The sequence below is a fragment of the Achromobacter sp. JCM 18799 genome (genome assembly GCF_055395645.1).
In genome coordinates this window covers 2,121,316-2,143,851 of sequence record NZ_AP043866.1, presented here as the reverse complement: position 1 = coordinate 2,143,851, position 22,536 = coordinate 2,121,316, and the positions used below count along the sequence as shown (strand labels likewise).

Here is a 22,536-nt window from a genome sequence, read left to right as displayed (position 1 = left end):
CGCCTGACCGGCCTGACCGCTCAGCGCGCGACCGCGATCGGCCGGTCGCCCGAGATCGTGGTGCGGTGCATCTCGCGGTCGAAGCCGTCGTAGTCGTTCATGGCCAGGTGCTGGGTGCAGCGGTTGTCCCACAGCGCCAGCGAGCCCGGCGCCCAGCGGAAGCGGCAGGTGAACTCCGGCCGCGCCGCGTGGCGGTACAGGAATTGCAGCAGGGGCTCGCTTTCTTCCTGGGTCATGCCGTCAAAGCGCAAGGTGTAGGTGCTGTTCACGTACAGCGCCTTCCTGCCCGTGGCCGGGTGTACGCGCACCACGGGGTGGATCACCTCGCTCGTGGCGCGGTCGTCGGTGCGCACGTCCATCTTGTGGGCGGGGTCGCCGTTGTTCACCACCGCGCCGCCCGCGCCATAGGAGCGCACCGCGCTGTGCACCGCGCCCAGCCCGTCCAGGATCTGCTTCAGCCGGTCCGACAGCGCGTCGTAGGCGCGGTACATGTTCGCCCACATGGTGTCGCCGCCGTAGGGTGGAATGACGCGGCCGTAGAGCGCCGAGCCCAGCGGCGGTTCTTCGGCGTAGCTCATGTCCGTGTGCCACAGTCCGCCGAACAGGCGCCGGGTGGTTTCGGCGCGGCCCTTCATGACGGGCAGAATGGTGGGGTGTCCTTCCAGCGCCCGCACGAAAGGCACTTCCAGCAGCTCGCCGAAGCGCGAGCTGAAATCGATATGCTGCTGCGGCGTCAGCTGCTGGTCGCGGAAGAACACCACCAGGTGCTCGTGCAGCGCGTTGCGCACCTCGTCGAACTGGTCGTCCGACAGCGGCCGTGACAGGTCGATGCCGCGGATTTCGGCGCCCAGCGCGCCGGCTATCGGTTGGGTTTCCAGATGGCGATACGTGGTCATGCTTGTCTCCTTGCCTATTGAAGCTTGATCTGCGCCTTGCTCACCAGCGCGCCCCACTTGTCGGTTTCCGCCGCGATGTAGCGACTGAAGTCCGCTGGCCCTTCGGCCGAAATGATGCCGCCCATGGCGCCGATCTGTTCGCGCACGTCGGGCATGGCCAGCACGGCCAGCAGTTCCTTGTTCAGGCGCTCGACGATGGGCTTGGGCGTGGCCGCCGGCGCCAGCACGCCGAACCATCCGGCGATCTCGTAGCCCGGCAGGCCGGCCTCCGCCATCGTCGGCACGTCGGGCAGCTGCGGCGAGCGCGCCGTGCTGGTGATCGCCAGCGCGCGCAGCTTGCCGGCCTTCACCAGTTGCAGCGCCGACGGCATGTTGTCGAACATCATCGGCACGTGGCCCGCCACGGTGTCGTTCAAGCCCGGCGCGCTGCCGCGGTAAGGCACGTGGGTCAGGCGCACGCCTGCGGACGAGGCGAACAGTTCGCCCGCCAGGTGCAGCGAGGTGCCGGCGCCGGGGGTGGCGTAGTCCAGCGGCGCTTTCGACTTCTTCGCGTAGGCGATCAGTTCCTGCACCGAGCGCACCGGCAGCGCGGGATTGACCACCAGCAGGTTGGGCACGCTCATCAGCATCGTGACGGGCGCCAGGTCGCGCTGCGGCTTGTAGGGCAGGTCCGGATAGAGGGCGGGGTTGATGGAGATGGGGCCGATATTGCCCATCACGATGGTGTAGCCGTCGGCCGGCTGCTTGACCGCGAAATCGGTGCCGATGTTGCCGCCGGCCCCGGCCTTGTTCTCGACGATGACGGGCTGGCCCAACCGTTCGCCGAGCTTGTGGCTGACCAAGCGGGCCAGCATGTCGGTCGATCCGCCCGGCGGGTAGGGCACGATCCATTTGACTGGCTGCGCCGGCCAGGTTGCTTGCGCCGCGGCGGATCCCGTACAGAACACGAGACCCGCCGCCAAGGCGAGTGCGATGCGTTTCATAGCTATGTCTCCTTCCCGGGCTCGCCGGTCTTGCCGGGAGCGTCGTTTATGTGTATCGTTCACCTAGTGATCAATACGTTTATTAGGTGAACGATTGAAGAATAATAGATCGATTCAACGGTGTCTATCCATCATGCGGGCCTTCCGCGGCAACGGCCGGCCCACGCTGGCCGAACTGGCCCGCGCCGTGGACCTGCCGCACGCGACCGTGCTGCGGTTTCTGCAGACGCTGGAAGAAGAGGGCTACGCGGCGCGCGAAGACAGCCGCTGGCGCCTTACGCCGCTGGTGTTCGAACTGGGTTTTGCCGCCATGGAAAGCCTGGGCGTGACGGACGCCGTGCAGGAGATCCTGCAGAACCTGGCCGACGCCTATTCCGGCACGTCCAACCTGGGCGAGGCCAACCCCGAAGGCGTGATCATCATCGGCCGCGCCATGGCGCCGGCCGAACGCCGCCGCCTGGTGGTGATGAACCTGCGCGTGGGCAGCGTGCTGCCGCCGGCCAGCGCGCTGGCCGGCGGCTTGCGCCTGGCGCCGGGGGAGTGGACCCGGTTCGACTATCCGGACAGCAACCAGGTGTCGGTGGCCGTGCCCGTGCCGCAGGCCGGCTCGCGCCTGTTGTCGGTGGGGATTTCGGTGGCCGCCCCGGAAGTGGAAGGGAACCGGCTGGAAGCCGACATGGTACCCGCCTTGCAGCAGGCGGCGCAGACCATCGCCGGGGTGATCCGGGTCGGCGTGGTGTGAGCGTGGCGTGGCGGGGATTCAGTTTTCGGCAGCTTGCGGCAATTTCGCGATCACCTTGATCTCGAAGTCGAAGCCGTATAGCCAGGTCACGCCCACCGCGGTCAGCGTCGGATGCGGCGCCTCGCCCCAGTACTTCGGCACCACCTGCCAGATTTTCTCGAACTTGGCCGCCGGATCGACCATGAACACCGTCACGTCGACCACGTCGTCGAAGCTGCAGCCGGCCGCCGCCAGCACGGCCTGCAAGTTGCGGAACGCAAGCCGGACTTGCGCCTGCAGGTCCGGCTCCGGCGTGCCGTCGTCGCGGCTGCCGACCTGTCCCGAAACGAACAGAAAGCCGTTGGAGCGGATCGCGGGGGAATAGCGGTTGCGTTCATACAGGGCCTGGCGGCCGGGCGGAAAAACGACGTCGCGTTGGGTCATGCTTATCTCCATCTGTGGGCCGCTTGCGGCCCGGCGTTAACGATGCAGGGACTGTAGGCGGCCGCGTCGCCGCGATAAACGGGCAAGTCCAGCCATCACTGTTTGTAGAATCCAAATAATCTGGAAGAGCGGGAGCAGAGATGGACCGTTTCGACGCGATGCAGGCCTTTGCCCGCGTGGTGGAAACCGGCAGCTTCACCAAGGCGGCCGAGACCCTGCACATGAGCAAGACCAGCGTGACGCAACTGGTGCAGCAATTGGAGGCGCGCTTGCGCGTCAAGCTGCTGAACCGCACCACCCGCAAGGTCAACGTGACGGCCGACGGCGCGGCCTACTATGAACGCGTGCTGCGGCTGCTGGCCGATATGGACGATGCCGAGACCAGCCTGTCCGGGGCCTCGGCGGCGCCGCGGGGGCGTTTGCGCGTGGACGTGCCCAGCCCGCTGGCGCGCCTGGTGCTGGTGCCGGCATTGCCGGCGTTCCACGCGCAGTACCCCGACATCCAGCTGGACATGGGCGTGAGCGACCGGATCGTCGATCTGATCGGCGAGAACGTCGACTGCGTGGTGCGCGGCGGCGAACTCGCCGACCAGTCGCTGATGGCGCGCCGCGTGGGCGATCTGCGGCTGGGCGTGTACGCGGCGCCGGAGTACCTGGAGCGCGCCGGCACGCCCGCGCATCCGCGCGAGCTGGAGGACACGCACCACCGCATCGTGGGCTTTCTATGGGCGCGCAACGGCAAGGCGCTGCCCTACGCCATGCGCCGCGACGGCGAGAGCATCAAGGTGCATGGCCGCCATGTGCTGGCGGTCGACGACGGCAACGCCTATCTGGCGGCCGGTCTGGCCGGGCTGGGAGTGCTCTGGCTGCCCGACTATATGTCACGCGCTCACGTCGACAGCGGCGAGCTGGTGCCGCTGTTCCAGGACTGGCGCCTGGATTCCATGCCGATGTACGTGGCGTTTCCGCCCAACCGGCACGTGAGCGCCAAGCTGCGCGTGTTCATCGATTGGGTCGCCGGGCTGTTGGGGCAGTACACGCCCGAGCCGCCGCGCGCCTGAGCCTCGCGCGCGACCCGGACCGGCCTTGCCTTGTTCAAACCTGCTGGCTGCGTGCGCCGCGCAGCAGCTTGCCCGGCAGTTCGCCGGTGGCCGCGCCGCCTTCGAAAATCGGCAGACCGTTGACCAGCGTGGCCACGTAGCCGTCGGCGCGCTGGATCAGGCGGCGGCCCCCGCCGGGCAGGTCGAACACCATCTCCGGGCAATGCACGCGTACCGCATCGGGATCGATGATGTTGACGTCGGCCTTGTAGCCAGGCTGCAGCAGGCCCCGGTCCAGCAGCCCGTACACGCTGGCGGTGTCGCGCGTCTGGCGCTTGACCACGTGCTCCAGGTCCAGCAGCGGGCCGCGGCGGCGGTCGCGGGCCCAGTGGCTGAGCATGAAGGTGGGCATGCTCACGTCGCAGATGTAGCCGCAATGCGCGCCGCCATCGGACAGGCTGTTGACCGTGTAGGGCTGCTGCATCAGCTGGTGCAGATGGTCCAGGTTCTCGTACGAATAGTTGAACGACGGGTAGTACAGGATGGCCTGGCCTTCGTTCTCCGGCATCAGGTCGTAGACGATCTCCAACGGCGCGCGGCCGCTGCGCTGCGCCATGGCGGCCACGCTTTCCTCGGGTAGCGGCTCGTAGTCGGGATCGCTGCCCAGCCGGTAGATCTTGTGGAAGCTGCTGAACAGCGTTTCGGCGCGTCGGTCCAGCAGGCCGCGCTGTTCGTTCATGATGCGGCTGCGCGTGGCGGGGTCGCGCAGGCGGGCCAGCTTTTCCGCCAGCGGCAGGGCATGCAGCGCCTGGTAGCTGGGATGCGCGATGAACGGATGCAGTGTGCTCTGCCACGAAAACAGGATGCCCAGCGGACGTCCGCTGATGCCTGCCAGCAGCGGCACGCCTTCGCGGTGCGCCCGGTCCAGGCTGCTGGCGATCTGCTTCCACACATCCGGCGCGGCGTCGGTCTGCTGCAGGTTGAACAGCACGGGCAGGCGGTTGTGGCGGGCCAGTTGCTCCAGCCAGGGCATTTCGCCTTCCATGGCGGGATGGTTGGCGGTCATCTGGAACACGCCATGTCCGACTTCGCCCATGACCGAGCCCAGGGCGGTGATCTCCTCGCCGGTGGCGAAGGTGCCGGGCGGATACTTGCGCTCGTCGTACTTGTGCAGGAAGGTGCGCGAGGTGGAAAAGCCCACCGCGCCGGCCTCCAGCGCTGCGCGCACCACTTCGCGCATGGCGATCAGGTCGGCGGGCGAGGCCTCGTCGTGGTGGATGGCGCGTTCGCCCATCACATAGGCGCGCACCGCGCTGTGCGGGATCTGCGCGCCCACGTCCAGGGCCTTGGGGCGGCGGTCCAGCGCATCCAGGTATTCGGGAAAGGTCTCCCAGTCCCACTGGATGCCTTCGGACAGCACCGAGCCGGGGATGTCCTCGACGCCCTCCATGACCTTGATCAGCCATTCGCGCCGCTCGGGCTTGACGGGAGCGAAGCCCACGCCGCAGTTGCCCATGATGGCCGTGGTGACGCCGTGCCAGGTGGAAGGGCTGAGGTACGGGTCCCAGGTGGCCTGGCCGTCGTAGTGGGTGTGGATGTCCACCCAGCCCGGGGCGACCAGGCAGCCGTCTGCGCGGATCTCGCGGCGGGCGGCGCCGGCCCGGCCTTCGGCCTGGACCACGCGTCCATCTTCGATCGCCAGGTCCGCCTGGTAGCGGGGCCGGCCCGACCCATCGACGATCGTGCCGCCGCGGATGACCAGATCATGCATTGCGCTCTCCTTTCGATACGCGCCGGGTTTATTGGAGGACCAGGCCGATGCGCTTGATCACCGCGCCCCAGCGTTCGCTGTCCCGCTGGACGATCTGCGAGAATTCCTTCGGTCCCGCGCCGCTGACCTCATTGCCCTGCGACACGATGCTCTGCGTCACTTCGGGTGTTTCCAGCGCCTCGCGGAACACCTGGGCCACGCGCTCCGCCAGCGCCGGCGGCATGTCGCCGGGGCCGAAAATGCCCTGCCAGCCGACGATGTCCAGCCCGGGTATGCCTTGCTCCTTCAGGGTAGGCAGGTCCGGCAGCACGCTCAGGCGGCGGTCGGTGGCCGGGCCCAGCAGCTTGACCTTGCCGGCGCGCGCGTTCTCCACGGCGGTGGCCGTGCCGTCGAAATAGACCTGGACGTCGCCCGCCAACAGCGCGCGGCTGGCGTCGGCGGTGCCCTTGTAGGGCACGTGCACGATGTCGATGCCGGTCTGTTGCTTGAGTATCTCGCCGTTCAGATGCGAGGTGGACCCGGGGCTGTAGGAAGCGAAGTTCAGCTTGCCAGGATTGGCCCGGGCGTAGTCGATCATCTGCGCCGTGGTCGAAAAGGGCGCGTCCTTGTTGGCGACCAGCACGGTGGCCGAGCGCACCACCTGGATGACCGGGGTGAAATCCTTCACCGGGTCGTAGGGCAGCTTTTTGTACAGATGCGGATTCTGCGTGTGCGTGACGACGATGGTGTAGAGCAGGGTGTAGCCATCGGGGCTGGCGCGGGCCACTTCCTGCGCGCCTATCATGGTGCCGGCGCCGGGCTTGTTGTCGACGATGACTGGCGCCCCGGTGCGTTGCGTGACCTTCATCGCCAGCATGCGCGCCAGCGCGTCCGACCCGGACCCGGCCGGAAACGGCACCACCAGGCGGATGGGCTTGCCGCCGCCCGGCCAGGGTGGGGCCTGCGTCACCGGCGCGGCCGTCGCCGAAAGACAGGCCAGGGCGCCCAGCATGGCAGCCCCGCCGCTACCCAACAGCTTCAAGAACGACTTGCGGTTCATATTGTCTCCTCCTGGGGGTAGGCAATGTCAGGCATTGCTCTGGAATGAGGTTCACCACAGGGCGCCGGCGCTGCAATTTTCCGTCGCGGCAAGTCTTTTGTAGTCTTGCCTTTGCGCTCAATCAAATGCATATTTGGCGCAATATTGATGAGAAAAATACATGAGCCTCACAATACGGTCGCTCCAGCACTACGCCGTGCTGGTCGAGGAAAAGCACTACTCCCGCGCGGCGCAGCGGCTGCATCTGACGCAGTCCGCGTTGACCCGCAGCATCCAGTCGCTGGAGGACTCGCTGGGCCTGGTGCTGGTGGACCGGGCGTCCACGGGCGTCACGCCCACGCAGGCCGGGCGCATGGTGCTGGAGCGCGCGCAGCGCATCCTGGCAGAAACCCGCGACCTGCGGCGCGAAGCCGAATTGATCCGCGGCCACGACACTGGCCGCGTGAATCTGGGCGTGGGGGCGTTTCCGGCGGCCGGATTCCTGTCGCCGCTGCTGGTGCGCATCGCGCGCGAACATCCGGGCTTGAGCGTGCACGTCGAGATCGAAAGCTGGCAGCGCCTGCTGGACAAGCTGCAGCAGGACAAGCTGGATTTCGCGGTGGCCGTGACGCACAGCCTGCCGCCGCCCGATGACTTTTCGGTGCGGCCCTTGCCGCCGCAGCACGGCGGCCTGTTCACGCGCGCCGGCCATCCGCTGCAGGGCCTGGGCAAGCCGCGACTGCGCGCCGCGCTGGCGCAGTACCGGCTGGCCGCCACCGACCTGCCGCTGCGGGCGCGCGAGTACCTGGCCCGGCTGTACCAGGTGGCGCGCCCGGAAGACCTGCCCATCGCCTTCGAATGCGACAGCGTCGCCACGCTGCGCGAGGTGGCGCTGGGTAGCGACGTGGTGCTGTTCTGCACGCGCGAGGCCATCGCGGCCGAGCTGGCGCAGGGCGTGCTGGAGCCCTTGCCGCTCTCCTATCCCGCCGCCGGCCCGCTGACCTACAGCGTCATCCACCGCGCGCGCCGCACGCTGTCCCCGACCGCCGAGCGGGTCATCGAGCTGGTGCAGGACCTGCTGTCCGGCGCGGCCGGGCCGCAGGCCGCCGCCGGGAAGAAGCGCCGGGCACGGCGCTAGCATCCCGGCCCGAGGGCGGCTGAATGCCTGGATCCGCGCCTACATCCGTTCGCCGGGCAGCGCGCTGGCCTGCTGCACCCAGTCCATGAACTGCGCTTCGTCCAGCTCGTCGTCCTCGCGGATGTCGAGATAACGCGTGTCCTGGCTCTTGGATGGCCCCGGCGGCACGGGCCGCAGCTGCGCGCCGCGAAAGAACGCTACCTTCACGTACTTGGTAAAGCAATGGATGCTCAGGAACCAGGCCTGGCCGTCCAGGCCATACAGCGGCGAGTTCCACTTGACCGCCTTCTGCACGCCGGGCGCGGCGCGCTCGATCAACGCGTCCAGGCGGCGTCCGAGATCGCTTTTCCAGCCCGGCATGGCCGCGATGTAGGCCTGCACCGGCGCGTCGCCCGCGCCTTTGGCGATCTGGGGATTGCCGCCGGACAGCAGGACGGGTTGCGAATCTGAATCTGCCTGCCTGCTGGTTTTCACCGATTTTGCGGGGGACTTTTCTGCCATGCACGGGCTCCTTTTGCTTGACCTCAAGTCGACTTGAAGTGAAAGACTATCTGCATTCCGGCACGCGGCGGACTGGAAGTGTTTTCTTGCCGCGGCCACTGACCAGCAACCTGGGAGTTCAAGCAGATGTGGGATGAACGCTACGCCGTTGAAGAATACGTGTATGGAACCGAGCCGAACGCCTTCCTGGCGGAAAACGCCGGCCTGCTCTGCGGGCCGGTGCTAAGCCTGGCCGAAGGAGAGGGACGCAATGCCGTCTTCTTGGCCTCGTTGGGTCTGGACGTGCTTGGCGTGGACGGCTCCGCGGTCGGACTGGCCAAGGCGCGCAGGCTGGCGGGGGCGCAGGGCGTATCGATCCGCACCGAAAAGGCGGACTTGGCCGAGTACGAGCCGCCGCCGGACTCCTTTGGCGCCATCGTGTCGATCTTCGCCCACACGCCCAGCCATGTGCGCAAGAGACTGCACCGCCTGGCAGAACGGTCCTTGCGGCCAGGCGGCATCATCTTGCTGGAGGCATACCGGAAGGCGCAGTTCGGCCGTGGCACTGGCGGCCCCCCGGATGCGGACATGCTGATGGCGCGCGCGGACCTGGAGCAGGAGTTTCCGGATTGCCAGGTGCTGCTTGCGCGGGAAATCGAACGCGACGTCATCGAGGGCATATTCCACACGGGACCGGCATGCGTGGTGCAGTTCATCGCCAGAAAGAAGTGAAGGCGGGCGGCAGGCCCGCCCCTCACTCGGGAATCTCCGGTTCCACCAGCCGCATCAGTTGCGCCAGCGACTCCTGCCAGCCCAGATAGCACATCTCCGGCGGTATCGCCGCCGGTATGCCTTCCTGCACGATGCTCACCTCCGTGCCGCAGGCGACCTGCCGCAGCGTAACGGTGGTCTGCATGCGGCCGGGCAGGTTCGGATCGTCGAACTGGTCTGAATAGCGGATCTTCTGGCCCGGCGCCAATTCCAGGTATTCGCCGCCGAAGTCGTGGCTATGGCCCGTGCCGAAATTGCGGAACGACATCTTGTGCATGCCGCCGACCCTGGCGTCCAGTTGATGGACCTGGCAGGTGTAGCCGTAAGGGGGAAGCCAGCGCGCGATCGCGTCGGGCTCCAGGAAGGCCCGATAGATGCGTTCGGCCGGCGCGCGCATTACGCGGTGGAGGGTTACGGTTCCGGTAGTCATGGTGAGTCCGCCTTTAAGGAAAGTTGTGCGTACTGACACGACGTACGAGTTGACCGGAAATCGACAGCCGGAATCCTGGGACAAACCCTTAAAAAGCACATCTGGTCACGATTTGGACGGGTGCAATGCGGCCCCTTATTCGATGGGCTCGCGCATCACCAGTACCGCGATGGTGTGGTTTTTCCAGAACACCTGATGGATGCGGGGCGCGAGCGCACGCAGCTCCTCGGGACCCGTGCCGTCAAACGTCACCAGGACGGCTGGCCGCTCCCCCTCGCTCGGCACGCGCTGGATGCGGTCGAAGGACGGAAAGCCGTACTTCATGAGAAAACTCCGGATGTCCTCGTCCGAGGTGCTTTCTTCCACTTGGTTGATCAGCAGGGCAGCCATGATCGTTCTCCTTGGGGACTCCGCGGGCGTCGGAGGCGAGCGCCGCTCAGAATTTGGCGGGGACCATGCGCAACGGATGCCCCGGATCGCGGTAGCCGCCCGCCTTCTGCCGCTTGGGCAGCTTGACCTTGGCCCGCGGCATGCGTTTGTACGGAATCTGGGAGAGCAGGTGGCTGATGATGTTCAGGCGCGCCTTTTTCTTGTCGTCCGACTGCGCCACGAACCAGGGCGATACGCTGGTGTCCGTGGCCGCGAACATGTCGTCGCGGGCGCGCGAGTAGTCGTACCAGCGGCTGTAGGAATCCAGGTCCATCTTGGTCAGCTTCCAGACCTTGCGCTCGTCCGTGATGCGGGCTTGCAGCCTGCGGGTCTGTTCTTCCTCGCTGACTTCCAGCCAGTACTTCAGCAGGATGATGCCCGAGCCGATGATGGCCCGTTCAACCAGCGGCACGCCTTTCAGGAAGATCTTGACGTCGTCCTTGGAGCAGAACCCCATCACCCGCTCGACGCCGGCCCGGTTGTACCAGCTGCGGTCGAAGATCACGATCTCGCCCGCGGCCGGCAGGTGGGGCAGGTAGCGCTGCACGTACATCTGGGTTTTCTCGCGGTCCGAGGGGGCGGGCAGGGCGATCACCCGGAACACGCGCGGGCTGACGCGCTCGGTGATTGCCTTGATCGTCCCGCCCTTGCCGGCGCCGTCGCGTCCTTCGAAAAGGATGCAGACCTTGGCGCCCGTCTGGCTGACCCATTCCTGGAGCCTGACCAGTTCCACGTGCAGCCGGGCCAGTTCCTCGGCGTATTTCTTGCCCGAGAGCTTGGCTTGCGCCAGCGGTTTGTCCTCTGTTGCTGCTTTCTTCTGAGCGTTCATGACGGACTCCAGAATATGCTGCGCGGTAAGGGTGGGAGGGTTCGAATTTTTCACTGTAGCGCCGACCGTTGGCGCTTGTACACAAGCTCGCCGCAGCAGTACTTTTTATCTAGTGCCTGCGTCAAAACGATCCGCTGGCGGTAAGCGGAAAAGGTCAATAGAATCAATTCGCACGCCGCGCTTCGGCAAGGCTGGAGCTGCGTCGTGGACCTTGGCGGTTAGGCTCTACACGGACCCGATACCCGATGTCGCCGCTGACCTGTTCGAATCGGCTGTTGCTGATCGGCATGCTCTGCCTGGGCGGCTGCATGCGTGTGGGGCCGGACTTCGAGCCCCAGCGCACCAGCTGGGCCGCGGACTGGAGCACACCCGCGCTGCAGCAGGCCAGCCGCCAGCAATTGCAGCCGGACGCCCGGCAGTGGTGGCAGATCTTCGGCGATCCCATCCTGGAGGCCCTGATCGCCCAGGCCGACGCCAATAACGCGGGCCTGCGCATCGCCGGCCTGCGCATCATGGAAGCGCGCGCGCAGCTGGGCATCGCCCAGAGCGGGCGCTACCCGCAATCCCAGGTGGTCGGGGCCAACGCCCTTTACCAGCACCGGTCCTCGCGTTCGGCCGAAGGCAACCTGCGCCCCAGCAGCTTCTGGCAATACAGCGCCGGCCTCGACATAGGCTGGGAGCTGGACTTCTGGGGCCGGTTCAGCCGCGCCATCGAGTCGGCCGACGCCCTGTACTTCGAGGCCCAGGCCAATCGCGACGACGTGCTGGTGCTGCTGCACGCGCAGGTGGCCGAGAGCTACTACGCGCTGCGCACCGCCGAGGCGCGGCTGCGGATCGCCCGCGACAATGCCGCCATCCAGAAGCGCAGCTACGAGATCACGCAAAAGCTGTTCCGCAGCGGCGAGACCGACGAACTGGACCTGCAGCAGGCCCGCACGCAGTACCTGAGCACGCTCGGCACCATTCCCGAATTCGAAAGCCAGATCATGCGGACCCGCAACGCCCTGGCGGTCCTGGCGGGCCGGCCGCCCGGTCCCATGCCGGAACTGGACGACAAGACGGCGGAGGTGCCGCTGGTCGACCGCGCCGTGCTGCAGGACGTGCCCGCCAATCTGCTGCTGCGCCGTCCCGACGTCCGCGCAGCCGAACTGCGCATCGCCGCGCAGTCGGCGCAGGTGGGCGTGGCCGCGGCGGACCTCTATCCCTCGCTGACCTTGCTGGGCAGCATCGCCTGGTCCGCCACCTCGTTGGCGGGCACGGCGGGCGGCGCCGCGCTGCTGGCCGGCCCCGTCCTCAGCTGGAACGTGTTCGACCACGGCCGCCTGCAAAACAATGTGCGGGTGCAGGACGCCCGGCTGCAGCAGCTGATCGTGGCCTACCAGGACGACGTCCGGCAGGCGGCGCGCGAAGCCGACGACGCGGCCAGCGGCCTGATCAAGGCGCTGGAACGCGACGGCATCCTGCAGCAGTCGGCGCAGGCCGCGGGGCGTTCGCTCACGCTGGCCAACGCGCTCTACCGCGAAGGCTATACCGATTTCCAGCGGGTACTGGACGCGCAGCAGGCGCTGGCCGTCCAGCAGGATGCGTACGTCGTGAACCGGGGCGGCGCCGTGAGCGACCTCATCGCCCTCTACAAGGCCCTGGGCGGCGGCTGGTATAGCGCGGAGCCGGTGCTCGACCCGGCGACCCGCGAACAGATGCGGCAGCGCACCGATTGGGGCGATCTGCTATCCGAACCGGCGCCTGCCTCCGCCGCCGCCGTGTCCGCTCAAAAGGTGCGATCCGATGAGTGACTCGCCGTCCCCGCCCGCCGCGGCCCCCGCGCCGGATCCCGCAAAAAAGGGCGTCCTTTGGACGGTCCTGTTCATCGTGCTGAGCCTGGCCTGGTATCTGCTGGCCGACCGCTATACGCCGTACACGCAGCAGGCGCGGGTGCAGGCCTTTGTCGTGCCGGTGGCCTCCGAGGTTTCGGGGCGCGTGACCCGGGTGTATGTGCGCAACAACCAGGACGTCGAAGCTGGCGCGGCGCTGTTCGACGTCGACCCGGAGCATTACCGCATTGCCGTCGACCGCGCCCGCGCGGACCTGGAGTCCACGCGCAGGCAGATCGGCGCCGGCACCGCGGGCATCGATTCGGCGCAGGCCTCTTTGCGCGCGGCGCAGGCCAACGAGCTGAAAGCCCGCCAGGACAGCACCCGGCTCGAAGGGTTATACCGCCAGGATCAGGGCACCGTATCGCTGCGGCGGCTGGAAATCGCGCGGGCGAATCTGACGCAGGCCATCAGCCAGGTCGCGGCCGCGCGCGCCGAGGTGCAGCGCGCGCGCGAACAGGAAGGCGGCAGCGAGGAAGACAACGCCAAGCTGCGCAGCGCCGCCGCCGCCGTGGAGAAAGCCGAGCTGGACCTGGCCAATACGCAGGTGCGGGCGCGTTCCGCAGGCTTGATCACCGACCTGCGCACCGACGCCGGGCAATTCGCAGCCGCCGGCAATCCCGTCATGACGCTGATCGCGATCCACGACGTCTGGATCAGCGCTGAAATGACCGAGAACAACCTGGGCCACATGGAGCCCGGCACGCCGGTGGCCATCATCCTGGACGCGCTGCCCGGGCAGATCTTCAAGGGCCGCGTGCGCAGCGTCGGGTATGGCGTCAACGTGGGGCCCGGCACGCCGCCTGGCAGCCTGCCCACGGTGCAGAACAGCCGCGACTGGCTGCGGCCCGCGCAGCGCTTTCCAGTCATTGTGGAATTCGATCCCGGCGACTTGCCGGCGTTGAGCGGCGTGCGCGTGGGCGGCCAGGCCGAGGTCATGGCGTTTCCCAGTTCCGGCAATCCGCTCAACCTGCTGGGCCGCGCATACATGCGGCTGATGAGCTGGCTTTCCTATGCATACTGATCCCGATCCCCGCGGGCGACGCGCCCTGCGCGTGGGCGCGGGCACCGCCTTCTGCACGGCCATCAGCTACGGCCTGGCCCTGCCCATCCCCATGGTCGCGCCGGTGCTGGGCGTCATGCTGTTGGCATCGATGAACCGGCCCCTGTCGTTAAAGAGCGGGCTGGGCCTGCTGCTGATGGCGCTGCTTGCCACCGCGATCGGCCTGCTGCTGAGTCCCTTGCTGCGCTACTACCCTTTGAGCGGGGTGCTGCTCATCGCACTGTGCCTTTACTTCGCCTTCCGTCACGGCCTGCGCGGCGGCAACAACCTGCTGTCGACCTTTCTCATCATCGGGTTGACCATGATTTCCGCCGCCGGCACCGTCGACTTCGCGCTGGCCGCCCTGGTGATCGAAGCGCTGGGCAAAGGGCTGCTGGTCGCGGTCCTGGCGCTGGGCGGCTGCCATCTGCTGTTCCCCGAGCCAGCGGCCGCGCCCGCGCCGCCCGCGGCGCCGGTCCTGCCGCCGGACGCGGCCAGCCGGCTGGCCCTGCGGGCCGCGCTCGTGGTGATGCCGGCGTTCCTGCTGGCGCTGACCGACCCGCTGGGCTACATGCCCATCATCCTGAAATCGGTCAGCCTGGGGCGCCAGAGCTGCGTCACCGCCGCGCAGGGCGCGGCCCGCGAACTGCTGGGCTCGACCCTGCTGGGCGGCGCGCTGGCGGTCGCCTTCTGGTGCGCCTTGAGCCTGTTCGTGAACCTGTGGATGTTCTTTCTCTGGATGCTGCTGTTCGGCCTCATGGCCGCGCGCAAGCTCTACCGGCTGGTTCCGACCCGCCATCCGCCCAGCTTCTGGCTGAACACGCTGGTGACGCTCGTCATCCTGCTGGGCCAGTCAGTGCAGGACAGCGCCGCCGGCAAGGACGTCTACACCGCGTTCGCGGTGCGCATGGGCTTGTTCATCGGCGTCACGCTCTATGCCTGCCTGATGCTGCGCCTGCTCGAACCCCGGGCGCCGGACAGCCGGGAATCCCGGCGGAATCCTTCAACCGCAGTCCCCTCAGACGCTTGAATCAGGAGGCAGCCATGTCATTGCCAGACGAACCGGCCCCACCCTCGCACTCGGCGGGGTGGCGCTTCAAATGCGGGATCGGATTGTTCATCATCGCCTTCGCCCTGTGGTTCCTCCTTCCGGTGGCGGGCTATATGGACGTGCCGGGTCCGCGCATCGCCGCGTTGACCGGCACCATCTTCATCGCCAACAAGGTCTTGCTGCTGAGCTGCATCGCAGTCATGGGCAAGGAGGGCTTCCAGCGGCTGAAGTCCATCGTGTTCGGCCAGGCCAAGAAACTCGCTCCCGTGCAGAAGGTTGGCCCCGTGCGCCATGCCATCGGCCTGGTCATGTTCCTGCTGCCCATCCTGACCTCGGCGCTGGAACCCTACATAGACGAAATGTGGCCAGGCCTGCGGCCCAATCTGTGGCAGGCCCAGCTGGCCGGAGACCTCATGCTGATTGCCAGCTTCTTCGTGCTGGGTGGGGATTTCTGGAACAAGCTGAGGGCGCTGTTCGTGCGCACGGTCTAGCGGGCAGGCCGCCACGATCGAAGCCGGCGTTTTCGTAGGAAAATGCCGGCTCGCGTTCCGACGCGCAACCTCAGCCATCAACCAGGACCCGCCATGCCGCAACTCGACATCTATCAGGTAGACGCCTTCACTGCCGCGCCCTTCGGCGGCAACCCCGCGGCGGTCGTGCCGCTGCAGGCCTGGCTGCCGGACGAAACGCTGCAACGCATCGCAGAAGAAAACAACCTGTCCGAAACCGCTTACTTCGTGCGCAAGGGCGATGTCCACGAACTGCGCTGGTTCACGCCCGCGGTGGAGGTGGACCTGTGCGGCCATGCCACGCTGGCATCGGCCTGGGTGCTGTTCGAACAGCTGGGCGCAACGGAAGACGTGCTGCGCTTTGCCACGCGCAGCGGCGAACTGCAGGTGCGTCGCGCGGACGACCGGCTGGCGATGGATTTTCCAGCCAAGCGGCCCGAAGCGCAGCCGATCCCGCCGGGCCTGCTGCAGGCGCTGGGCCTGCCGGGCGCGCAGGCGTTCTACAAGACGGACGACTATCTGGTGGTGATCGACGATGAATCGCGCATCGATGCCCTGAAGCCGGACTTCGCCGCGCTCGCGGGCTTCGACACGCGCGGGGTGGCGGTGACGGCGCCGTCTGGGCAGTTCGACTTTGTGTCGCGCTGGTTCGGGCCGCGGGTGGGCGTGAACGAGGATCCGGTGACCGGCTCGGCGCACACCTCGTTGGCGCCGTACTGGGCCCAACGCCTGGGCAAGCGCAGCCTGAGCGCGCAGCAGGGCGGGGCGCGCAAGGGGCAGTTGCAATGCGAGGTGTTGGATAACGGCCGGGTGATCATCAGCGGCCAGGCGGCGTTGTACCTGCGCGGCACGATCTTCATCTGAGGCCGGGCGGGGCGCTGCCCCGGCTCGCGGCGGCGTAACAAAAGAGACGTTGACACGGTTTATGCTCAACACTAGCATAAGCCGTGCTCTTTTTTTGCCCAATAAATGCTCAATATGAGCATAAAATCTCGCGAGGAGACGCGTCCATGGACACCCCCAATCGCCGGTACGTCGAATTCGATCTGCCTGCCACACCGAGCTGCCCCAGCGCCGTCGGCCAGGCCTGGGCCCGCGTGCCCGAACCCTTGCCAGCCAGCGAACGCGCCGCCTGCGTGGCGCGCATACGCGAACTGCTGGCGCGGGAGCGCGCCGTGCTGGTCGCGCACTATTACGTCGATGCGGAGTTGCAGGAACTGGCCGAACAGACCGGCGGCTGCGTCGGCGACTCGCTGGAGATGGCGCGCTTCGGCCGCGACCATGAGGCCCGCACGCTGGTGGTGGCCGGCGTGCGCTTCATGGGCGAGACCGCCAAGATCCTGAGCCCGGACAAGCGCATCCTGATGCCGGACCTGGACGCCACCTGCTCGCTGGACCTGGGCTGTCCGGCCGCCGATTTCGCCGCCTGGTGCGATGCCCATCCGGATCGGACGGTGGTGGTCTACGCCAATACCAGCGCCGAAGTGAAGGCGCGCGCGGACTGGGTCGTGACCTCGTCGATTGCGCTGGACGTGATCGCCGACCTGCATGCGCGCGGCGAGAAAATCCTGTGGGCGCCGGACCGCCATCTGGGCGACTACGTGCAACGCCAGACCGGCGCCGACATGCTGCTGTGGCAGGGGTCCTGCCTGGTGCATGACGAGTTCAAGGGCACCGAACTGGAACTGCTTCGCGCCGAGCACCCGCAAGCCAAGGTGCTGGCGCATCCGGAATCGCCCGCCGCCGTGCTGGCGCAGGCCGACGTGGTGGGCTCGACCACGCAGCTGATCGATGCCGCGCGCAAGTTCGACGCGGAGCTGCTGATCGTCGCGACCGACCAGGGCATTCTGCACAAGATGCGCGCCGCAGCGCCCGGCAAGACCTTCCTGGCCGCGCCCACCGCGGGCAACAGCGCCAGTTGCAAGAGCTGCGCGCATTGCCCCTGGATGGCCATGAATGCCTTGGGCAACCTGGCCGGGACGCTGGAGCATGGTCGCAACGAAATCACACTGGACCCCGCGCTGGGCCTGCGCGCCAAGGCGCCGATCGACCGCATGCTGGACTTCGCGGAACGGCGCAAGCGCCGCGTGCAGGCCAGCGGCGACTTCGCGCGCGACACGGCGCTGTATGCCAGCGTCGGGCCGGCCTAGGGACTAGCGGAGGTCCGCTCATGGAATTCGACGTCATCATCATCGGCAGCGGCCTGGCCGGCATGGCCGCGGCGCTGGAACTGGCCCCGCGCAAACGGGTCGCCCTCGTGTCCAAGGGCGAACTGCGCGACAGCGCCAGCAACCGCGCCCAGGGGGGCATTGCCGCGCCGCTGGGCGCCGACGACAGCGTCGAGGCGCACGTCAACGATACCCTGGTCGCGGGCGCCGGCCTGTGCGATCTGCCGGCCACGCGGAACATCATTTCCCGGGCGTGCGGCGCGATAGCCTGGCTGCAGGAGCAGGGCGTCGCGTTCACGCCGGAGCTCGGCGGATTGCATCTGACGCGTGAAGGCGGGCACGGCCTGCGCCGTATCGCGCACGCGGCGGACGCGACCGGCAGCGCCATCGTCGCGGCCCTGGAGGACCGCGTGCGGCGGCAAGCCGGCATCACGTTGCTGCCGGCGCATTGCGCCGTGGACCTGATCCTGGACGGCGCCGCAGGTACGGCTGCGGCGCGTTGCCGCGGCGTGCGCCTGCTGGACCTGCGCAGCGGACGGATTTTCGATGCGTCCGCCAGCCATGTCGTGCTGGCCACGGGCGGCGCGGGGCAGGCATACCAGACGACTACCGCGCCGCCGGCCGCGACCGGCGACGGCATCGCCATGGCCTGGCGCGCGGGCTGCCGGATCGCCAACATGGAGTTCACGCAATTCCATCCTACCGGCCTGCACCATGCGCAAGCGGGAGGATTCCTCATTTCCGAGGCGGTGCGCGGCGAGGGCGGCATACTGCGCCTGCCCGATGGCGCGCGCTTCATGCCGGCCTACGATGCCCGCGCCGAGTTGGCGCCGCGCGATATCGTCGCCCGTGCGATCCAGGGCGAAATGGAACGCCATGCGCTGGAGTGCGTGTACCTGGATATCAGCCACCAATCGCCGGGATTCCTGCGGGAACATTTTCCTACCATCCAGGCGCGCTGCCTGGCGCTGGGCGTCGACATTACGACGACTCCCATCCCGGTTGCGCCCTCCGCGCATTACACCTGCGGCGGCATCGTTGCCGACCAGGCCGGACGCAGCAATCTGTCCGGCTTGTACGCGGTGGGCGAAGCCGCATGCACCGGACTGCACGGCGCCAACCGTCTGGCCAGCAATTCGCTGCTGGAGTGCGTGGTGACGGGACGGGCTGCCGCGCAAGACATCTTGGGCCAGGTGCCGGCCGATGTTCCGCATCGAACTCCGGCTGCCGACGCAACCGCCGTGCCGGCGTCGCCCGATCTGGCGCGGCTGCGGCGCGACCTGCGCCAGTTGATGAGCCGGGACGTGGGCGTGCTGCGCAGCGATGCCTCGCTGGCGCGCGCGGCCGCATTCATCGGTCCGCTGCGAGCAGAGACGGACGCGCGGTTGCTGCGCGAGGGCTTGAGCCTGGAATTGCTGGAGCTGCGCAACCTCGCCCTGGCGGCTGATCTCATCGTGCGGGCGGCGAGTGCGCGCGGTGAGAGCAGGGGGGCGCATTTCAACCGGGACCGGCCTGGCTCGGACGCCGTGGATTTGCGGCCGCGCGCGTCTGCCGCAACCGCGTAGGCGCGGGCAGGGCAGTTTCCGGCCGGCCGGCGGCTCAGGAAACCCCGGTCAGCAGATGCTGCGCGGCGCCCGTCGCCGCGCGCCTGAAGCGCGACGGCGACACGCCCATGTGCTCGCGGAAGAAGCGGGAGAAATTGCCGGGCGTGGAGAAGCCCAGGTCCAGCGCCACGGAGGTCAGGGGCTGCTCCTGGTGCACCAGCAGGCGCACGGCTTCTTCGACGCGCACGGCGCTCCAGAAGACTTGCGGCGTGGTATTGAGCTGATCTCGGAACAGCGCGAAGAAATGGCCGCGCGACAGTCCCACGCGGCTGGCGACCTCTTCCGCCGTGATCGGTTCATGGGCGTGCTCGCGCATGTAGGCGATCGCCGCGCGCAGCCGGCGGTCCAGCGCCGGCGCCGCGGGCATCTGGTTGCGCGGGCGATCCGGCTCGATGGACGATTCGATCGCCGCTTGCAGCAGGGCCTCGACCTCGGCATCCAGGTCCGCGCCGGGGTGGTCCTGCGGCGCGACGATCTTGTGCAGCAAGCGCCAACAGCCCTGGCGCACCGCCGCGTCGATGGGCACGCCCGGCGCCGCGAAGTGGAAGGGGCGGCCCGTGGCGGCGCGCCGTTCGTCCAGCCAGGGCTTGGCGATGTAGAGCACCAGGAAAATGGCCGGGCCCGACCGTTCAAGCAGCCTGGCGTCGTGCGATTCGTACGTATTGGTGCCTAGCGCCAGATGTTCGCTGTAGGGGACCGGAGTCTGGCCGACATGCCCCAGCACGCGCGCGCCGCCCAGCCACAGGGCCAGCTGCACTTCCGCATGCGCGTGCGCGATCAGGTCGTCGCGCAGTTCCAGCACGACGGCGCGGCCGAACGCGCCTTCGTGCAAGGCGTAGGTCTCCTGCATCTCTGTCTCCCGTTTTTCTTATCGCCTCGCCGCGCAAGCCTGGGCTTGCGTGCGGGCGGGTGCGGCGCTCCGGGAATTTTATGGGCGTTTGCGCGCTTCTCCACGCTAGGTGTATTCACTAGGCACAAAATCTGACTCTGCGATAAGTCCGCGCACCCGGCGATAAGCGCGCCGCCGCCTGCGCCGATACAGTCCTGAAAAATCGTCGGCGCAATGCCGATGCAGACAGCGACTGTTCAGATAAAGGGAGACGGCGGCATGAGCACGCAACACGTCAACGGCATGGCCGTGGAGATCGACGGCGAGGGGCCGGCACTGTTGTGCATACACGGCCTGGGCGGTTCCTCGAATACCTGGACGCCCGTCATGGGCGCCTTCGACGGCTTCCGCGTGATCCGTCCCGACCTGCCGGGCAGCGCGCGCTCGGCGTTGGGCGAAAAGCGCCTGTCCATCGCTGTCTATGTGGACGCGCTGGCCGGACTGCTGGACGCATTGGACGTCGATGCGGCGCATGTCGCCGCCCATTCGCTCGGAACCATCGTGGCCCAGCATCTTGCCGTGGCGCATCCGGGCCGGGTCAAGTCGCTGGCCCTGTTCGGCCCGCTGGCCGCGCCGCCCGACGCGGGCCGGCCCGGCATCCGCGCGCGGGCGGCGCTGGCCCGCGGCGGCGATGCGGCCATGCAGGAGATCGCCGACGCCATCGTCAAGGGCGCGACCAGCGCCCAGACCAGGCAGGATCAGCCCGCCGTGCTGGCGCTGGTGCGCGAAAGCGTGATGCGCCAGCCGCCCGAAGGCTACGCGCAAAGCTGCGAGGCGCTGGCGGATGCACAGCCGGCCGCCGCGGAAACGATAGGCGTACCGGCTGTCCTGATTACCGGCGACCAGGACGGCGTGGCGCCGCCCGCCAACGTTGACGCCCTGGCCGCGCGCATCGCGGGCAGCCGCCGCATCGTGCTGGACGGATGCGGCCACTGGACCACCTACGAAAAGCCCCAAGCCTGCATGCAGGCTCTGCGGGAGTTCCACGCGGCGCTGCGCTAGGCCACGTTTTCCAGGCGTTTCAACATAAGAAATCGGCCCCTCGACGCGGGCCGGAGGAGACCTGTCATGTCCAAAATTGCCATTACCAATGTCGCCATCTTCGATGGCAGCGGCGAGCAGCCTTTTCAAGGCGAGGTGTTGATCGACGGCGCGCGCATTTCGCAGGTCGCGCGCGCGCCTGAGCAGGTGAGCCGGGAGGGCGCGCGCCTCATCGACGGGCGCGGCCGCTTCCTGATGCCCGGCATGACGGAAGCGCACACGCATTTCTCCTGGAACGACCAGCCCACGCTGGCGGCGATCCAGTTCATGCCGCCGGAAGAGCACATTCTCTGGTGCGTGCGCGTGGCCAAACGCTATCTGGAAATGGGCTGGACCTCGGCCATCGGCGCGGCCGCGGCCAAGCCGCGCCTGGACGTGGTGCTGCGTAACGCCATCAACGCCGGCGAATGCCCGGGGCCGCGTTACCTGGCGGGCAGCCAGGAGATCACCACCATAGGCGCGCTGGGCGACAACTCGCTGCCGCACATGCCGTTCGACGAGCTTAGCTTCGGCAGCGTGTGCTGTGGCCCTGAAGAGATCCGGCGCTCGGCGCGCACCTTCATCAAATACGGTGTCGATCACCTGAAGATAAATCTGTCCGGCGAGTACATCGCCGGGCTGCCGGCCGAGATGTCGCCGTTCGCAGAAGACGAGATCGCCATGCTGGCGAACGAGGCCAAGCGCTATGGCAAGCGTGTCGCGGCGCACGCGCGTTCCAGCGAGTCGGTCAAGCAATGCGTGCGCCACGGCATCGAGATGATCTACCACGCCAGCTTTGCCGATGAAGAGGCGCTCGACATGCTGGAAGCCAGGAAAGACAGCCATTTCGTCGCGCCGGGCATAGGCTGGCTGATCAGGACGGCCTTCAACGCGTCCGAGTACGGCATCACGCCCGCCATCGCCGAGCAGATGGGCTACAAGCGCGAACTGGAAATCGCCTCGGAGTCGCTGCGCAAGATGCACAAGCGGGGCATCCGCATCCTGCCCGGCGGCGACTACGGCTTTGCCTGGATGCCGCATGGTACCAACGCCCGCGACCTGCAATACTTCGTGGACTACATCGGCATGACCCCGACCGAAGCGCTGGTGTCCGCCACTCGGCTGGGCGGCGAGATCATGCAACGCCCGCACGAATTGGGCATGCTGCGTCCCGGCTATCTGGCGGACGTGGTCATGGTCGACGGGGATCCGCTGAAGGATCTGTCGCTGCTGGTGGATCCGGAGAGGATCTTGCTGGTTGTGAAGGATGGGGAGGTGTGCAAGGACAGTCTCCGGCACGATGCGGACGCGGAACTGCTGACTGCCGAAGACAGGGATGCGGCCTTAGTACATTGACCGACGCGGCGTTACACACACAAGGAGTTGGAGCGCGCAGCGTCGGGACCTGAGCATTGGTAGCGAGCTTGCATTA

Annotated in this window: 23 protein-coding genes; 13 read left to right on the top strand and 10 right to left on the bottom strand. The window is 67.6% G+C overall.

Annotated features, from left to right (window positions below):
- Window positions 1–20 precede the first annotated feature (20 nt).
- Window positions 21–896: a TauD/TfdA dioxygenase family protein gene (locus ACZ5YA_RS10155; RefSeq protein ID WP_059372535.1), complete on the bottom strand. Its 876-nt coding sequence runs from the start codon at window positions 894–896 to the stop codon at window positions 21–23.
- Window positions 897–910: 14 nt separating this feature from the next.
- Complete coding sequence (locus tag ACZ5YA_RS10150) at window positions 911–1,879, bottom strand: Bug family tripartite tricarboxylate transporter substrate binding protein (protein WP_464092457.1); 969 nt, start codon at window positions 1,877–1,879, stop codon at window positions 911–913.
- A 133-nt stretch (window positions 1,880–2,012) separates the two neighbouring features.
- Between ACZ5YA_RS10150 and ACZ5YA_RS10145 the strand changes: the two genes are divergently transcribed.
- Entirely contained in the window at window positions 2,013–2,621 is a 609-nt protein-coding gene (locus ACZ5YA_RS10145) for a helix-turn-helix domain-containing protein (RefSeq protein ID WP_059372540.1), read from the top strand.
- Between the two features lie 18 nt (window positions 2,622–2,639).
- On the opposite strand, the gene ACZ5YA_RS10140 is transcribed toward ACZ5YA_RS10145, so the two are convergent.
- Complete coding sequence (locus ACZ5YA_RS10140; protein WP_464092456.1) at window positions 2,640–3,044, bottom strand: RidA family protein; 405 nt, start codon at window positions 3,042–3,044, stop codon at window positions 2,640–2,642.
- A 140-nt stretch (window positions 3,045–3,184) separates the two neighbouring features.
- On the opposite strand from ACZ5YA_RS10140, the gene ACZ5YA_RS10135 reads away from it, so the two are divergent.
- A complete protein-coding gene (locus ACZ5YA_RS10135; RefSeq protein ID WP_306636665.1) occupies window positions 3,185–4,105 on the top strand; it encodes a LysR family transcriptional regulator in 921 nt (306 codons plus the stop codon).
- Between the two features lie 34 nt (window positions 4,106–4,139).
- On the opposite strand, the gene ACZ5YA_RS10130 is transcribed toward ACZ5YA_RS10135, so the two are convergent.
- Both ACZ5YA_RS10130 and ACZ5YA_RS10125 read right to left on the bottom strand, forming a co-directional pair.
- Window positions 4,140–5,855 (bottom strand): N-acyl-D-amino-acid deacylase family protein, encoded by a 1,716-nt coding sequence (locus ACZ5YA_RS10130; RefSeq protein WP_464092455.1) that lies wholly within the window; start codon window positions 5,853–5,855, stop codon window positions 4,140–4,142.
- Between the two features lie 28 nt (window positions 5,856–5,883).
- The gene (locus ACZ5YA_RS10125) at window positions 5,884–6,894 is read right to left on the bottom strand and encodes a Bug family tripartite tricarboxylate transporter substrate binding protein (protein ID WP_059372549.1); all 1,011 of its coding nucleotides are present in this window, start codon (window positions 6,892–6,894) and stop codon (window positions 5,884–5,886) included.
- 160 nt (window positions 6,895–7,054) lie between these two features.
- Here ACZ5YA_RS10125 and ACZ5YA_RS10120 point away from each other — a divergent pair, with 160 nt between their 5' ends.
- Window positions 7,055–8,011 (top strand): LysR family transcriptional regulator, encoded by a 957-nt coding sequence (locus ACZ5YA_RS10120; protein WP_118932489.1) that lies wholly within the window; start codon window positions 7,055–7,057, stop codon window positions 8,009–8,011.
- Between the two features lie 39 nt (window positions 8,012–8,050).
- Here ACZ5YA_RS10120 and ACZ5YA_RS10115 read toward each other — a convergent pair whose 3' ends face one another.
- Complete coding sequence (locus ACZ5YA_RS10115; RefSeq protein WP_059372553.1) at window positions 8,051–8,512, bottom strand: DUF1801 domain-containing protein; 462 nt, start codon at window positions 8,510–8,512, stop codon at window positions 8,051–8,053.
- 126 nt (window positions 8,513–8,638) lie between these two features.
- Between ACZ5YA_RS10115 and ACZ5YA_RS10110 the strand changes: the two genes are divergently transcribed.
- Entirely contained in the window at window positions 8,639–9,223 is a 585-nt protein-coding gene (locus ACZ5YA_RS10110; RefSeq protein WP_306636669.1) for an SAM-dependent methyltransferase, read from the top strand.
- A gap of 22 nt (window positions 9,224–9,245) precedes the next feature.
- On the opposite strand, the gene ACZ5YA_RS10105 is transcribed toward ACZ5YA_RS10110, so the two are convergent.
- The 3 genes from ACZ5YA_RS10105 to ppk2 all read right to left on the bottom strand — a co-directional run bounded on the left by ACZ5YA_RS10105 (window position 9,246) and on the right by ppk2 (window position 10,950).
- Window positions 9,246–9,692, bottom strand: a complete 447-nt coding sequence (locus ACZ5YA_RS10105) for an SRPBCC family protein (RefSeq protein ID WP_059372558.1) — start codon at window positions 9,690–9,692, stop codon at window positions 9,246–9,248.
- 135 nt (window positions 9,693–9,827) lie between these two features.
- On the bottom strand, window positions 9,828–10,082 hold the full coding sequence (locus tag ACZ5YA_RS10100) for a hypothetical protein (RefSeq protein ID WP_059372561.1): 255 nt from the start codon (window positions 10,080–10,082) through the stop codon (window positions 9,828–9,830).
- 46 nt (window positions 10,083–10,128) lie between these two features.
- Window positions 10,129–10,950, bottom strand: a complete 822-nt coding sequence (gene ppk2 / locus ACZ5YA_RS10095; protein ID WP_059372564.1) for a polyphosphate kinase 2 — start codon at window positions 10,948–10,950, stop codon at window positions 10,129–10,131.
- Between the two features lie 245 nt (window positions 10,951–11,195).
- On the opposite strand from ppk2, the gene ACZ5YA_RS10090 reads away from it, so the two are divergent.
- From ACZ5YA_RS10090 to nadB, 7 genes are all read left to right on the top strand, one after another.
- Window positions 11,196–12,743, top strand: a complete 1,548-nt coding sequence (locus ACZ5YA_RS10090) for an efflux transporter outer membrane subunit (RefSeq protein ID WP_464092454.1) — start codon at window positions 11,196–11,198, stop codon at window positions 12,741–12,743.
- A complete protein-coding gene (locus ACZ5YA_RS10085; RefSeq protein ID WP_464092453.1) occupies window positions 12,736–13,845 on the top strand; it encodes an HlyD family secretion protein in 1,110 nt (369 codons plus the stop codon). Before ACZ5YA_RS10090 ends, ACZ5YA_RS10085 begins: the two co-directional genes overlap by 8 nt.
- Window positions 13,835–14,893, top strand: a complete 1,059-nt coding sequence (locus tag ACZ5YA_RS10080; RefSeq protein ID WP_464092452.1) for a DUF2955 domain-containing protein — start codon at window positions 13,835–13,837, stop codon at window positions 14,891–14,893. The genes ACZ5YA_RS10085 and ACZ5YA_RS10080 overlap by 11 nt, the downstream gene beginning before the upstream one ends.
- A 14-nt stretch (window positions 14,894–14,907) precedes the next feature.
- The gene (locus ACZ5YA_RS10075) at window positions 14,908–15,405 is read left to right on the top strand and encodes a transporter suffix domain-containing protein (protein WP_059372576.1); all 498 of its coding nucleotides are present in this window, start codon (window positions 14,908–14,910) and stop codon (window positions 15,403–15,405) included.
- 93 nt (window positions 15,406–15,498) lie between these two features.
- Window positions 15,499–16,287: a PhzF family phenazine biosynthesis protein gene (locus ACZ5YA_RS10070; RefSeq protein WP_464092451.1), complete on the top strand. Its 789-nt coding sequence runs from the start codon at window positions 15,499–15,501 to the stop codon at window positions 16,285–16,287.
- A gap of 146 nt (window positions 16,288–16,433) precedes the next feature.
- Entirely contained in the window at window positions 16,434–17,573 is a 1,140-nt protein-coding gene (nadA, locus tag ACZ5YA_RS10065) for a quinolinate synthase NadA (RefSeq protein WP_118934730.1), read from the top strand.
- Between the two features lie 20 nt (window positions 17,574–17,593).
- Window positions 17,594–19,156: an L-aspartate oxidase gene (nadB, locus tag ACZ5YA_RS10060; protein ID WP_464092450.1), complete on the top strand. Its 1,563-nt coding sequence runs from the start codon at window positions 17,594–17,596 to the stop codon at window positions 19,154–19,156.
- Between the two features lie 34 nt (window positions 19,157–19,190).
- Here the strand turns inward: nadB and ACZ5YA_RS10055 are convergent, their stop codons facing one another.
- Window positions 19,191–20,045: a helix-turn-helix domain-containing protein gene (locus ACZ5YA_RS10055; protein WP_464092449.1), complete on the bottom strand. Its 855-nt coding sequence runs from the start codon at window positions 20,043–20,045 to the stop codon at window positions 19,191–19,193.
- A 258-nt stretch (window positions 20,046–20,303) separates the two neighbouring features.
- Here ACZ5YA_RS10055 and ACZ5YA_RS10050 point away from each other — a divergent pair, with 258 nt between their 5' ends.
- Window positions 20,304–21,086 (top strand): alpha/beta fold hydrolase, encoded by a 783-nt coding sequence (locus ACZ5YA_RS10050; RefSeq protein WP_059372587.1) that lies wholly within the window; start codon window positions 20,304–20,306, stop codon window positions 21,084–21,086.
- 66 nt (window positions 21,087–21,152) lie between these two features.
- On the top strand, window positions 21,153–22,460 hold the full coding sequence (locus ACZ5YA_RS10045) for a metal-dependent hydrolase family protein (protein WP_464092448.1): 1,308 nt from the start codon (window positions 21,153–21,155) through the stop codon (window positions 22,458–22,460).
- Window positions 22,461–22,536 lie beyond the last annotated feature (76 nt).

What these genes read in the sequence shown, in the direction of transcription:
- ACZ5YA_RS10155 (WP_059372535.1), bottom strand. Translation starts at nt 896, where the DNA reads ATGACCACGTATCGCCATCTGGAAACCCAACCGATAGCCGGCGCGCTG.
- ACZ5YA_RS10150 (WP_464092457.1), bottom strand. Translation starts at nt 1,879, where the DNA reads ATGAAACGCATCGCACTCGCCTTGGCGGCGGGTCTCGTGTTCTGTACG.
- ACZ5YA_RS10145 (WP_059372540.1), top strand. Translation starts at nt 2,013, where the DNA reads ATGCGGGCCTTCCGCGGCAACGGCCGGCCCACGCTGGCCGAACTGGCC.
- ACZ5YA_RS10140 (WP_464092456.1), bottom strand. Translation starts at nt 3,044, where the DNA reads ATGACCCAACGCGACGTCGTTTTTCCGCCCGGCCGCCAGGCCCTGTAT.
- ACZ5YA_RS10135 (WP_306636665.1), top strand. Translation starts at nt 3,185, where the DNA reads ATGGACCGTTTCGACGCGATGCAGGCCTTTGCCCGCGTGGTGGAAACC.
- ACZ5YA_RS10130 (WP_464092455.1), bottom strand. Translation starts at nt 5,855, where the DNA reads ATGCATGATCTGGTCATCCGCGGCGGCACGATCGTCGATGGGTCGGGC.
- ACZ5YA_RS10125 (WP_059372549.1), bottom strand. Translation starts at nt 6,894, where the DNA reads ATGAACCGCAAGTCGTTCTTGAAGCTGTTGGGTAGCGGCGGGGCTGCC.
- ACZ5YA_RS10120 (WP_118932489.1), top strand. Translation starts at nt 7,055, where the DNA reads ATGAGCCTCACAATACGGTCGCTCCAGCACTACGCCGTGCTGGTCGAG.
- ACZ5YA_RS10115 (WP_059372553.1), bottom strand. Translation starts at nt 8,512, where the DNA reads ATGGCAGAAAAGTCCCCCGCAAAATCGGTGAAAACCAGCAGGCAGGCA.
- ACZ5YA_RS10110 (WP_306636669.1), top strand. Translation starts at nt 8,639, where the DNA reads ATGTGGGATGAACGCTACGCCGTTGAAGAATACGTGTATGGAACCGAG.
- ACZ5YA_RS10105 (WP_059372558.1), bottom strand. Translation starts at nt 9,692, where the DNA reads ATGACTACCGGAACCGTAACCCTCCACCGCGTAATGCGCGCGCCGGCC.
- ACZ5YA_RS10100 (WP_059372561.1), bottom strand. Translation starts at nt 10,082, where the DNA reads ATGGCTGCCCTGCTGATCAACCAAGTGGAAGAAAGCACCTCGGACGAG.
- ppk2 (WP_059372564.1), bottom strand. Translation starts at nt 10,950, where the DNA reads ATGAACGCTCAGAAGAAAGCAGCAACAGAGGACAAACCGCTGGCGCAA.
- ACZ5YA_RS10090 (WP_464092454.1), top strand. Translation starts at nt 11,196, where the DNA reads ATGTCGCCGCTGACCTGTTCGAATCGGCTGTTGCTGATCGGCATGCTC.
- ACZ5YA_RS10085 (WP_464092453.1), top strand. Translation starts at nt 12,736, where the DNA reads ATGAGTGACTCGCCGTCCCCGCCCGCCGCGGCCCCCGCGCCGGATCCC.
- ACZ5YA_RS10080 (WP_464092452.1), top strand. Translation starts at nt 13,835, where the DNA reads ATGCATACTGATCCCGATCCCCGCGGGCGACGCGCCCTGCGCGTGGGC.
- ACZ5YA_RS10075 (WP_059372576.1), top strand. Translation starts at nt 14,908, where the DNA reads ATGTCATTGCCAGACGAACCGGCCCCACCCTCGCACTCGGCGGGGTGG.
- ACZ5YA_RS10070 (WP_464092451.1), top strand. Translation starts at nt 15,499, where the DNA reads ATGCCGCAACTCGACATCTATCAGGTAGACGCCTTCACTGCCGCGCCC.
- nadA (WP_118934730.1), top strand. Translation starts at nt 16,434, where the DNA reads ATGGACACCCCCAATCGCCGGTACGTCGAATTCGATCTGCCTGCCACA.
- nadB (WP_464092450.1), top strand. Translation starts at nt 17,594, where the DNA reads ATGGAATTCGACGTCATCATCATCGGCAGCGGCCTGGCCGGCATGGCC.
- ACZ5YA_RS10055 (WP_464092449.1), bottom strand. Translation starts at nt 20,045, where the DNA reads ATGCAGGAGACCTACGCCTTGCACGAAGGCGCGTTCGGCCGCGCCGTC.
- ACZ5YA_RS10050 (WP_059372587.1), top strand. Translation starts at nt 20,304, where the DNA reads ATGAGCACGCAACACGTCAACGGCATGGCCGTGGAGATCGACGGCGAG.
- ACZ5YA_RS10045 (WP_464092448.1), top strand. Translation starts at nt 21,153, where the DNA reads ATGTCCAAAATTGCCATTACCAATGTCGCCATCTTCGATGGCAGCGGC.